We start from the raw sequence: 11073 nt of genomic DNA, 5'->3' as shown, positions 1-11073 counted from the left end.
GGTCTTCGCCGAGGTTCGTCTTGCGCCTTGGGACCTTCTGAGCCCCGCCGCCCAAGACCTCCCCCCAGCCAAGGCAAGCGGCCCCGCTCGGTTCCATCCCCATCGCCTGCTTGGGCCGGTACCAAGAGCCCTCCCCGTGATGGTGACGGGTATGATTGTGCGGGAGGTTTGAACCCTGGCGCGTTTGTGACGCTGCTTTTTCTTCAGGGCGTTGGGATTGCTAGCGTTGTCCGCGCCGCTGACGGGGATACACGCGGCTCGATCCCCCTAAATCCCCTCTCTCTTAGAGAGAGGGAGGGACCCGCCGCGAAGCGGTGGGAGGGTGAGTGGTTTCACCGCCGGCCGGCAAACCCCAAGACGTTCAACCTCGTTTTCGAAGCGTTGGAAGAAGCACGCCACGCCTAACCGTCGCGGATCCGGCGATCGCCCGAAGGCCTGCCGAACAGCCGCGCCCAATCGGTGAGGGTGTAACCACTCACCCTCCCATGGCTTCGCCATGGGCCCCTCCCTCTCTCTAAGAGAGAGGGGTTCGGTGGGCGTAGCCTTAGCCCGCGACCGGGACCAGCGTCCGCGAGCGCTCCCGCCAGCCGCCCCAGGTCCCGAACCCGACGCAGGCCAGGATGCCGTAGCTGCAGAGCGTCATGCCCAGCCGGAAGGTGTTGATCGTCACCCGCAGGTCGATCGTCGTGGCCAGGTGCGAGGCCACGATCAGCGCCATGAAGGCGGTGGCGATCAGGGTCCAGATCCGGCGCGCCCGCAGCGAGGCCCAGATGAAATAGATCAGCGTGAGGACGTCGACGCAGAACAGCGCCAGGCCGGTGTTCTGAAAGTCGCCGCTGTCGACCGCCAGCGAGACCAGCCAGTTCGCCAGGAACGACACCCCGAACCGCCGCGCGGTCCGGTCGCCGTATTTCACGGCGAAGCCGGTGGTCCCCACGGCCAGGCCGAGGGAGATGATCGAATGAAGCTGCAAGCGTCCCCCGACGGCGCCGTGAATACCGGCGGGGCCTTACCCCAGGTCGCACGCGGCCGACAGAAACCTCAGGTCCGGTCGTTCGACGGCGCCCGTTTCACGGCAGTCAGGCGGCCTGCAGCTGCTGCTTGACCCGTTCGGCCAGGGTCTTGATGTCGATGGGCTTGGGCAGGAAGGTCACGCCCGTCTCGCCTTCCAGCAGGTCGCTGAACTCGGCCTCGGCATAGCCGCTGATGAACATCACCGGCGCGTTGCCCAGATAGCCGCGCGCCTTCTTCAGCAGGGTCGGGCCGTCGATGCCGGGCATGATCACGTCGCTGATCAGGAGGTCGATCGTGCCGGCGTGCTCCTCGGCGATGATCAGGGCCTCCTCGCCGTCGCTGGCCTCCAGCACCTCGTAGCCGCGGGCGCGCAGCAGGCGGGCGGCGACGCCGCGCACGGCGTCCTCGTCCTCGACGAACAGGATGCGGCCGGCGCCGGACAGGTCGCGCGGCGGACGCGGCTTGGCTTCCGGCGCGACGGCGGCGGCCGCGGCGGCGGCTTCCTGGGCCGGGGTCGGCTCGTGCACGGGCAGGAAGATGCGGAACGCCGCGCCCTCGCCCGGGCGGCTGTGGACGTGGATCCAGCCGTCGCTCTGCTTGACGATGCCGTAGACCGTGGCCAGGCCCAGGCCCGTGCCCTCGCCCACCGGCTTGGTGGTGAAGAACGGGTCGAAGATCTTGCCCATCACCTCGGGCGGGATGCCCGGGCCGTCGTCGCTAACCTCGATGAAGGCCTGGTCGCCCTCGGCGCCCGGGAAGCCCAGGCTCTGGGCCTCGTCCTGGGTGAGGCGCGCGGTGCGGATGCGCACGACGCCGCCGCCCTTGGCCGCCCGCACCGCGTCGCGGGCGTTGACGGCCAGGTTCATGACGGCGGTCTCGAGCTGGCTCTTGTCGGCCCGCACCTGCGGCAGGTCGCGGCCGTAGTCGGTGATCAGCTTGACGTCTTCGCGCAGCAGGCGGCGCAGCAGGACCTCGAACTCGCTGATCAGCTCGCCCAGCTCCAGCACCTCGCGCTGGACGGTCTGCTTGCGGCTGAAGGCCAGCAGCTTGCGGACCAGGTCGGCGGCGCGCACGCCGGTCTGGCGGATCTCGTTCAAGCCTTCGTAAGAAGGATCCCCCACCGGGTGGCGGTGCAGCAGCTCGTCCAGGCGCAGCTGGATGGCGGTCAGCAGGTTGTTGAAATCGTGGGCCACGCCGCCGGCCAGCTGGCCGATGGCCTGCATCTTCTGGGCCTGGGCGAGTTGCAGCTCCATCTGCTTCTGCTCGGACACGTCGATCAGATAGGCCACCAGCCGCCCGTCGGCGCGGTAGAGATAGAGATGGGCGATGCGGGTCGGGTCGCGGGCCAGGCGCACCTCGAACGGACCGGCCTTGCCCTCGGCCAGCCGGGTCTCGGCCTCGGTCCGCGAGGGCGGGTCGATCAGGGCGCCGAACAGCGTGCCGGCCGGCACGGCCCCGGCCATGGCGGTCAGGGCCGGATTGGCTTCCAGGATGCGCGAGTTGAACGGGTCCAGCCCGTCCAGCAGGGCCGCGCCGAACGGCGAGGCGCCGGAGAAGGCGTCCAGGGTGCGCGGGGCCGGGGCGGACTGCGAGATCACCGGGGCCGGAGCGGCGGTCGGGACGAAGACCTCCTTCTCGATCACCGTCGGCAGGCGGACCAGCAGGCGGCCGCCGCGCAGGCGGGCGGCCTCGGCGCGACGCTCGTGGCCGGCGATGATCAGCGTCCCGTCGGCCCGCTGACCGTCGCGGGCCTTGACCAGGGCGGCGAACAGGCCGGCGCCGGCCGCGCCCTTGGGCAGGCGGCGGGCGTCGCCGACGATCTGGGTCCAGGCGAGGTTGGCGGCCAGGATGCGGCCGTCGGCGGCGGTCAGGGCGGCCGGCTCGGACAGGGCGTCCACGAAGGCCTCGGCGCCCTCGGGCTCGGGATCGGTCACGGCGGTCGAGGCGCGGATGGCCACCAGGCCCAGGATCGCCACGCCGGCGACGCCGCCCAGCAGCAGCAGGCCCGCCAGGGTGGCCGGACCGGCCCGCAGGGCGGGGGCGGCGGCGAAGGCGGCGGCCAGGACGAGGAAGATGGCCGCGCCCCAGATCAGGAGGTCCGGGCGACGCTTCGCGCCGACGGGGTCTGTTGCGCCAAAGTCTTTCATGGGCGTCTCGGTCATGGTCGACCGAAATCCTTCTTCAGCCTTGCGGGCGTCCAGCCCATCGATTCGCGGGATAGAATACCCTTAACCCGCTCGCGGAGCGCGATCCGTGATCGATTCCTGATTCCGTGACCGGATTATGGTCGCGGCGCCTCGTCCGCCACATTGGCCCGCAGCCGCTGGAGCAGGTCGCGCAGCAGGTCGACCTCCTGCCCCGTCAGGTCGCCGCGCAGCCGGGCGTCGAAGCGCTCGGCCGTCTGGCGCAACTGCAGGAAGCGCGCCCGGCCCTCCGGGGTCAAGGCCACCTGGTGGGCCCGGCGGTCGGCCTTGTCGCGGGTGCGGGTGATCAGGCCCTGGGCCTCCAGGCCGTTCAGGTGGTGCGTCAGGGTCGGCCCCTGCACGCCCACCGCCAGGGCCAGGTCGGACTGGGGCTGATGGCCGCCCGGCATCAGCGAGCGCAGCACCAGCCAGGTCGACAGCGAGCCGCCCGCCTGCGTCATGGCGTCGTCGAACGCCCGCGCCACGGCCTTGGAGACCTGGGACAGGACGAAGCCGATCGGCGGGGCGGAAGGCGGGCCCGGAAGGTTCATGATTCGATAGATAGACGTCGAATGATTCGATGTCTATGAATATCGCCGCCGCCAGAACGGCGGTCCGCGAAAGGATATCGCCATGAACATCGGTCTGATGCTGCTGCTGTCGCTCCACGTGCTGTCCGCCATCTTCTGGGCGGGATCGACCTTCGTGCTGGCCCGGACGGGCGGAAGCGGGATCGACGCCCTGCGTCGTCCGCAGTTCGGCGCGGCGAGCGTCGCCATCGTCACCGGCGTCCCCCTCGCCGCGATGCTGCACGGCGGCGCGTTCGGACGGCAGGAGCAGGTGCTGATGGTCGCCGTGGTCGCCGCCGTCACCGCCCTGGCCGTCCAGATCCTGGACCGCGCCCGCCCCGCCCGCAGCCAGCGGATCGCCGGCGGCCTGCTGATGATCACGGTCCTGGGCATGGTGATCGCGCGCTACGTCGCGTGAGCCCTACCCCATTTTTTCGGGCGCGCATTTACAGCCGGGACTGATCGCCCAACACTCCCGAGGAAAGACACCGGTGTCAGAAACCGGCGTCGCCTCGGGAGGCCCGCCATGACGAAGACCGCGCGCGACGACAGAGCCCCCTCCCCCAGCCGACGCGCCGTGCTCTCGGTCGCCGGTCTTGGAGCGGCGGCCCTGGCGACCACCGCGACGGCCGCTCCGGCCTCGCCCGCCCGGGCGACGGCCAAGGCGACCGACCTGCGCCTCGACCCGCGCGACTTCGGCGCCGTGGGCGACGGGACGACCAAGGACACGACCGCCCTGCAGACCGCCCTGGACCGCTGCGCCGTGCTGGGCGGCGGGGTGGTGGCGGTGTCCGCCGGCGTCTACCTGACCGGCGCCCTGCGCCTAGGCTCGAACACCACCCTGCTGCTGGACGAGGGCGCGACGCTGCAGGGCTCGCCGGACCTGGCCGACTATCCGGTGGTCCAGGTGCGCTGGGAGGGCCGCTGGACGCCGGGCCATGTCGGCCTGGTCTGGGCCCAGGACGCGCGCGGCGTCGCCATCGCCGGCAAGGGCCGCATCCTGGGCTCCAAGGCCATCCCCGGCCGGGTCGACAAGGCCACCGGCCTGCGCCACCCGGCCCTGCTGGAGTTCGTCGAGGTCCAGGGCCTGTCGGTCACCGACGTCTACACCGAGCAGAACGACATGTGGTCGATCCACCCGGTCTATTGCGACGACGTGCTGTTCCGCGGCGTGACGGTCCGGGGCGGGGCCGACGGGATCGACGTCGACTCCTGCCGTCGCGTGGTCATCGAGCGCTGCGACTTCGACACGGTGGACGACTGCATCTCGCTGAAGTCCGGCCGGGGCATGGAGGGCGCCTTGATCGGCCGTCCGACCGAGGACGTGCGGATCAGCGACTGCACCTTCCGCGACCACCGCTGGGCCTGCATCGGCATCGGCAGCGAGACCTCGGGCGGCATCCGCAAGGTGCTGGTCGAGCGCTGCAAGTGCCTCGCCGCCTACACCTTCGCCATCTACATCAAGAGCCGCCCCGGGCGCGGGGCGTTCATCGAGGACATCGTCATGCGCGACCTGGAGGTCTCGGGCGCCAAGGACGGCTTCCTGCGCCTCAACTTCCTGGACAGCGGCAAGCAGGACCCATTCCCCGTCGCCGGCCTGGAGGGCGTGCCGACGGTGCGGAACTTCACCTTCGAGCGCATCAAGGTCACCGACGTCCCGGTGCTGGTCCAGGCGACGAACATCCATCCCGACAAGCCGCTGGACGGCTTCACGCTGAGGAACGTCACCGGCACGGCGGGCAAGGGCATGAGCCTGGCCAACATGCGCAACGTCGTGCTCGACCACGTGGACGTGGCCGTGGCCGAGGGGCCGAAGCTGGCGACCAGCAACGTCACCGGCCGGGGCCTGGCGGGGGCGGCGGCGTTGGAGCCGACCGTGCGTCCGGCGGACGTGCCGGCGGCCGATCCGCCCTATCGGCTAGGGATGGTGTCGGGGAAACCGAACTAGTCCGCCCCCAACGGTTGTCATCCCGGAAAGCGCGGAGCGCTTGTCCGGGACCCAGGGGAACCGCAAAGCATCAGCCCAGTCACCTGGGTCCCGGACAGCCCCTGCGGGGCTTCCGGGATGACAACTTTTGAATGCGATTATCTCGCCGGCTAATCAGCCCAGGCCCGCTTCTTCGCCTGCTTGTTGCTCATCACGAAGCCGATGACCTTGGCCACGGCCTCGAAGTGTTCGGCCGGGATCTGCTCGTCGATGTCCATGGCGGCGTAGAGGGCGCGGGCCAGGGGCGGGTCTTCCAGCACGTAGACCCCGTTCTCCTCGGCGACGGCGCGGATCTTCAAGGCCAGGTCGTCGACGCCCTTGGCCACGCAGATCGGGGCCGCGGTCTCGCCCTGCTCGTACTTCAGCGCCACGGCGTAGTGGGTCGGGTTCATGACGACGACGGTCGCCTTGGGCACGTTGGCCATCATCCGCTGGCGCGAGCGCTGCATGCGGATCTGCTTCTGCTTGCCCTTGACGTGCGGGTCGCCTTCCGACTGCTTCATCTCGTCCTTGACGTCCTGGACGCTCATCCGCATGCGCTTGTTGAAGCGCATGCGCTGCCAGAACCAGTCGAAGCCGGCGGTGGCGATCAGGAAGATCAGCACCATCCAGAACATCTTCACGCACAGCTTCATGGACAGCGGCACGATCGCCGCCACGTCCATGCCGACCAGGGTGGTGATCTGGGCGGCGTCCGGCTTGATCACGAACCAGGCGATGATGCCAGTGACGATGAACTTCACGGCCGACTTGGCGAACTGGACGAAGCCGTCCGGGCCGAAGATGCGGCCCAGGCCCTTGATCAGGTCCAGCTTCTGGAGGTCGGGCTTGATCTTGTCGGCCGACAGGATGAAGCCCGTCTGCGCCACGTTGCCCACCACGCCCAGCAGGGCCGAGACCACCATCACCAGCACGACGGCCGGCAGGGCCGCCAGGATCGCCATCTTGGCGATGGCGCGGATGCCGCCCTCGACGTCCATGGTCCCGGCATGGGCCAGGAACGGCGTCAGGTTGCCGACCAGGTCGCGGGTCAGCCAGCCGCCGGCGATGATCACGACGCCGAACGCGCCCGAGAGCGAGGCCAGTTGCGAGATGTCGGCGGATTTCGGGACGTCGCCTTTCGCGCGAGCGTCCGACAGCTTCTTGGCTGTTGGTTCTTCTGTCTTTGACGCGTCGTCCTGTTCGTCAGCCACGCCCGCGCCTCCCTAGTTGAACACCGACAGCAGGTCCCGATAGCGATCGGTCCACACCATGGCGATGCCGCCGAGCGAGAGGCCCAGCAGGGAAAGGCCCAGGATCACGCTGAGCGGCGAGGTGACGAAGAAGATCTGGAACGACGGCATCACCCGGCCGACCAGGCCGGTCGCCAGGTTGAAGACGATCGAGAACACCAGAACGGGCGCGGCCAGCTGCAGGCCCAGCTTGAACGAGTCCGCGATCGTGCGCACGGCCAGGGTGGCGGCGTCGTTGACGGGCACGGGGCGGCTGAACGGGAACAGGTCGTACGACTTGGCCATCGCCCCGATGAACAGGTGGTGCAGGTCGGTGACCATGATCAGGGTCAGGCCCAGCATCGACAGGAAGGTGGCCACGGCCGTGCTGCTGGGCGCGCCGGCCGGGTTGGTGGTCTGGGCGAAGGACAGCGAGGTCTGGATCGAGATCACCTCGCCGGCCGTGGTCAGCGAGCTGACGAACATCTTCAGGATCAGGCCGATCATCAGGCCGATCAGCACCTCGTGCAGCACCGCCCCGCCGATGGCGCCGACGCTGCTGGGGACGGTGACGATCGACTTGCCGACCAGCGGGGCCAGCAACATGGCCATCAGCACGGCGAACGACAGGCGGATGCGCTGGGGGACCACGGTCTCGCCGATGCCCGGCATCAGCATGACCATCGCCCCGACCCGGGCGAAGACCAGGCCGCCGGCATAGACCTGCAGGACGGTGGCGTAGCTGTCCAAGCCCTGCCCCCTACATCCCGGCGATCTTGGCGGCGATCTCTCTCATGAAGCCGGACATCAGCGCGCCCATCAGCGGCAGGAACAGCAGCAGCGAGATGAAGATCGCCACGATCTTGGGCGCGTAGACCAGGGTGGCTTCCTGGATCTGGGTCAGGGCCTGGAACAGGCCGATGGCCACGCCGACCACCAGGCCGACGATGAGGATCGGCGCGCACAGCTGAAGGGTCAGCCAGATCGCGTCGCGGCCGACATCCAGGACTTCGGCTCCGCTCATCGGATGGCCTCTAACTACGCGGTCAACGCGGGGACTTTAGGTGACTCGCACCATCGTCCGTCATGGTTAACAGCCCGTTAGGCACAATTAACAGGGGACAGTTGCGCGCGTGGCGAAACGTCGCTCGGAGGAACACATCTTCCCCCTCTGGGGGAAGACGATCGCGCAGCGATCCGTAGGGGGCAAGTCGATCATAGAGCGCAGCGGCGCCCCCACTTGCCCCCACCTGACCGCTTCGCGGTCTGTCCGCCCCCATAGGGCGCGGAACGGCGGCCCGGAAGCCTACTTCGGCTTCCGCGCCGCCTGGACCTCGATCTCGACCAGCATGCCCGGCTGGACCAGCGAGGTGATCTGGCTGGTGATGCGCGAGGGCTTGTTGGGCTGTTCGGGCGTGCCGAAGAAGGTCTTGTAGCTTTCCATCATGCCGGCGAAGTCCATCTTGCCGCCCTTGGCCGGGTCGCCGACCAGCAGGACGCGCATCATCACCACGTCGCCCATGGTCGCGCCCTGGGTCTTGAGCGCCTCCTCGATGCGCTTGAGCACGCCCAGGGTCTGGGTCTTGGTGTCGCCGAAGGTGGCCGTCAGGGCCGGGTCGCCCTTGGGGTCCAGCATCGGCGGGGTCATGCCGCTGACATAGATGGTGTCGTAGCCGGCCGGCACGGTCACCACGCTGGCGATCGGCGAGGTCGGCGAGCCGCCCCGGACGATGTCCTGGGCGTGGGCGGCGGTCCCGAGCGCGGCGAACGCGGCGGCGGCGAGGATCAGGCGCTTCATGGTCGTCTCCTGTTGAATTGGGTCCGAAAGATCAAAACCATTCCTCCTCACCGCTCATCCCGGCGAATGCCGGGACCCAGATCCCAAAGCGGCGTGGTGGACTGGAAGCTCAGAGCTCTTGGCGTCAGCCGCCCCGCCTTTCCATCTGGGTCCCGGCATTCGCCGGGATGAGCGGATTACTTTCGCTAGTGGGCCTGCAGACTGGCCGGCTTCTTGGAGGCCTTCAGCTTGGCGCGGGCGGCGGCGACGTCGGCGGCCGTCACCGGCTTGCCCTTGTTGCCCCAGGACGTGCGGATGTAGGTCAGGATCGCCGACAGGTCGGCGTCGTTGATGTCGTCCTTGAAGGCCGGCATGCCGGCGCGGCCCGCCAGGACGGTGGCCGTCAACGGGGCGGGGTCGCCCTGGACGAAGGGGTCGCCGGCCAGGGCCGGGAACGCGCCCTTCACCCCCTTGCCCGTGGTCTGGTGGCAGGCCGAGCAGTTGTCGTTGAACAACGACTGCGGCGTGGCGGCGAAAGCCGTCGCGGAGACGGCCGAGGCGGCCAGCAGCCCCCCGACGAAAAGCGAGCGGAAGACGATCGAACGACTCATGGGAACTCCCCGATAAACCTGGAACCAGCCATAGCGCGACTTCACGCCTTGAGCACCCGCGCGTGGATCTTGCCGATCTGCTGCCAGGCCGACTCGATGGCGCCCGCCTGCCAGCCGCCCAGATAGGTCAGGTGCTCACCGGCCAGGTAGACGCGGCCGTCGGGCTCGGTCAGGACCGGATAGGCGGTCTTGCGCCCCTCCTCGCCCCACTCGGCCCAGCCGCCCAGATTGAACTGCGCCAGGTGCCAGCTGAACGAGAAGGCGTTCTCGAAGTTCTCGGCGTATTCGGGGAAGATCTTCTGGCCGGCGGCCACGGCGAAGGCCGCGCGCTCGGCCGGCGGCTTGGCGCTGATCTTGGCCGCCTCGCCGCCGAACGCGTAGTAGCCCAGCAGCACGCCCTTCTGCCCCTGCCAGCCGGTGGACGGCAGGGTGATCGTGCCGATGCCCGGCATGTCGTTGTAGATGTGGCCGCCGTAGATGAAGTGGTTTTCCTCCCAGAAGCGGGTCTTCATCTGCAGGCCGATCTTGTTGACCGGCGCATAGGACACGCCCGACATCGCCGCCTTGAACGGCTTGGAGAAATCGGCGTCGACGTTCTTCAGCACGCTGAGCGGGATGGTGCAGACGCAGTAGTCGGCCTCGATGGTGTCCTGCTCGCCGAACTTGTCGCGATAGGTGACCTTCACGCCCTTGTCGGACTGCTTGATCTTCTCGACCACGCACGAGTAGCGGATCATCGACCCGACGTGCTTCTCGAAGCCCTTGGCGATCTGGTCCATGCCGCCGATCGGCTGGAGCATGGTGCGCTGCTGCTCGTAGCCGGCGACCGAGCTCAGCACCCGCCAGGCCTTGGAGTGCAGCACGTCGGTCAGGCTGTAGGGCGTGGACGGCTTGCCCGGGCCCGGATCGACGCCCGCGCCGGGATGGACGTCGAAGCCCCGCCCCTCGGTTCCCGTATAGGCCAGGTCGGTCGGCGACAGCCGCCCTTCGTTGATCATGTAGGCCACGAACAGGTCGCGGTCCTCGGGCGTCAGGGGCGCGTCGAGCTGGCCTTTGGAGGCGGCCTTGGCGATCAGCTCGGCGGCGTAGCCGCGGGCGTCGGCGGCGATCTGGCCCTTGCGGATCGGCTTGCCGGCCAGCGGGCCGTCGCCTTTCTCGAAATAGACATAGGCCGCGTCGTTGTCGTTGACGAAGCTCTCAAGCTGCACCCCGAACAGCTTGGTGTAGTGCAGGGTCGAACGGTGGTGGTACGGGATCCGCCACGGGCCGTGGTTGATGTAGAGCCCCTCGTCGAACTCGCAGGTCTGGCTGTTGCCGACCAGGTCGGTGTGCTGGAAGCCCTTGCGCGCCGTCTGGCAGCGGCCGCCGGCGAAGGAGCGGGCCTCGATCACCTGCACGCTGTAGCCGGCCTTGGTCAGTTCGTAGGCGGCGGTCATGCCGGCCAGGCCCGCGCCCAGCACCACGATCTTGGTCCCCTTGGCGTCGCCTTCCAGCTTGGGCGGGGCGGTCTGGGCCGAGGCGAAACCGAAGCCCAGGGCGTCCATGCCGGCCATGGCCAGCGAAACTCCGCCGAAGGCCGCCAGACCCTCGAAAAACCGTCGCCGCGTCAGAACGCCACCCGACACCGCTGTCGATTGATCACCCATACCGTCCCCGATTTTTCTTGTCGCGAAAGGCCGCCTGCGAGCCAGGCGATCGCCTTGGGTATGTCAGACGACGCG

11 protein-coding genes are annotated in these 11073 nt (G+C 68.8%); 2 read left to right on the top strand and 9 right to left on the bottom strand.

Features of this window, described 5'->3' with window-relative positions; translation table 11 throughout:
• Positions 1 to 544: 544 nt before the first annotated feature.
• From AC1U89_RS03755 to AC1U89_RS03745, 3 genes are all read right to left on the bottom strand, one after another.
• Positions 545 to 973 carry a hypothetical protein gene (locus AC1U89_RS03755; RefSeq protein WP_479898348.1) on the bottom strand — a complete coding sequence of 143 codons (429 nt, stop codon included), beginning with the start codon at positions 971 to 973 and terminating at the stop codon, positions 545 to 547.
• 106 nt (positions 974 to 1079) lie between these two features.
• Entirely contained in the window at positions 1080 to 3161 is a 2082-nt protein-coding gene (gene cckA, locus AC1U89_RS03750) for a cell cycle histidine kinase CckA (RefSeq protein ID WP_479898347.1), read from the bottom strand.
• Between the two features lie 134 nt (positions 3162 to 3295).
• Entirely contained in the window at positions 3296 to 3748 is a 453-nt protein-coding gene (locus tag AC1U89_RS03745; RefSeq protein ID WP_479898346.1) for a MarR family winged helix-turn-helix transcriptional regulator, read from the bottom strand.
• Between the two features lie 82 nt (positions 3749 to 3830).
• Here AC1U89_RS03745 and AC1U89_RS03740 point away from each other — a divergent pair, with 82 nt between their 5' ends.
• Positions 3831 to 4184 carry a hypothetical protein gene (locus AC1U89_RS03740; protein ID WP_479898345.1) on the top strand — a complete coding sequence of 118 codons (354 nt, stop codon included), beginning with the start codon at positions 3831 to 3833 and terminating at the stop codon, positions 4182 to 4184.
• Positions 4185 to 4292: 108 nt separating this feature from the next.
• On the top strand, positions 4293 to 5714 hold the full coding sequence (locus AC1U89_RS03735) for a glycoside hydrolase family 28 protein (RefSeq protein ID WP_479898344.1): 1422 nt from the start codon (positions 4293 to 4295) through the stop codon (positions 5712 to 5714).
• 149 nt (positions 5715 to 5863) lie between these two features.
• Here the strand turns inward: AC1U89_RS03735 and flhB are convergent, their stop codons facing one another.
• The 6 genes from flhB to AC1U89_RS03705 form a co-directional block, all read right to left on the bottom strand.
• Entirely contained in the window at positions 5864 to 6946 is a 1083-nt protein-coding gene (flhB, locus tag AC1U89_RS03730; protein ID WP_479898343.1) for a flagellar biosynthesis protein FlhB, read from the bottom strand.
• 12 nt (positions 6947 to 6958) lie between these two features.
• Positions 6959 to 7714, bottom strand: coding sequence for a flagellar biosynthetic protein FliR (fliR, locus tag AC1U89_RS03725; RefSeq protein WP_479898342.1), 756 nt, complete (start codon positions 7712 to 7714; stop codon positions 6959 to 6961).
• A 10-nt stretch (positions 7715 to 7724) separates the two neighbouring features.
• Positions 7725 to 7988 (bottom strand): flagellar biosynthesis protein FliQ, encoded by a 264-nt coding sequence (gene fliQ, locus AC1U89_RS03720; protein WP_479898341.1) that lies wholly within the window; start codon positions 7986 to 7988, stop codon positions 7725 to 7727.
• Between the two features lie 282 nt (positions 7989 to 8270).
• The gene (locus tag AC1U89_RS03715; RefSeq protein WP_479898340.1) at positions 8271 to 8762 is read right to left on the bottom strand and encodes a RidA family protein; all 492 of its coding nucleotides are present in this window, start codon (positions 8760 to 8762) and stop codon (positions 8271 to 8273) included.
• A gap of 185 nt (positions 8763 to 8947) precedes the next feature.
• Positions 8948 to 9352, bottom strand: a complete 405-nt coding sequence (locus AC1U89_RS03710; protein ID WP_479898339.1) for a c-type cytochrome — start codon at positions 9350 to 9352, stop codon at positions 8948 to 8950.
• A 41-nt stretch (positions 9353 to 9393) separates the two neighbouring features.
• On the bottom strand, positions 9394 to 10998 hold the full coding sequence (locus AC1U89_RS03705) for a flavin monoamine oxidase family protein (protein ID WP_479898338.1): 1605 nt from the start codon (positions 10996 to 10998) through the stop codon (positions 9394 to 9396).
• Between the last annotated feature and the right edge of the window lie 75 nt (positions 10999 to 11073).

It is taken from the genome of Caulobacter sp. 05T431 (assembly GCF_056665975.1).
Note: the sequence above shows the minus strand (reverse complement) of the source record. Positions and strands in the feature narration are given on the sequence as shown.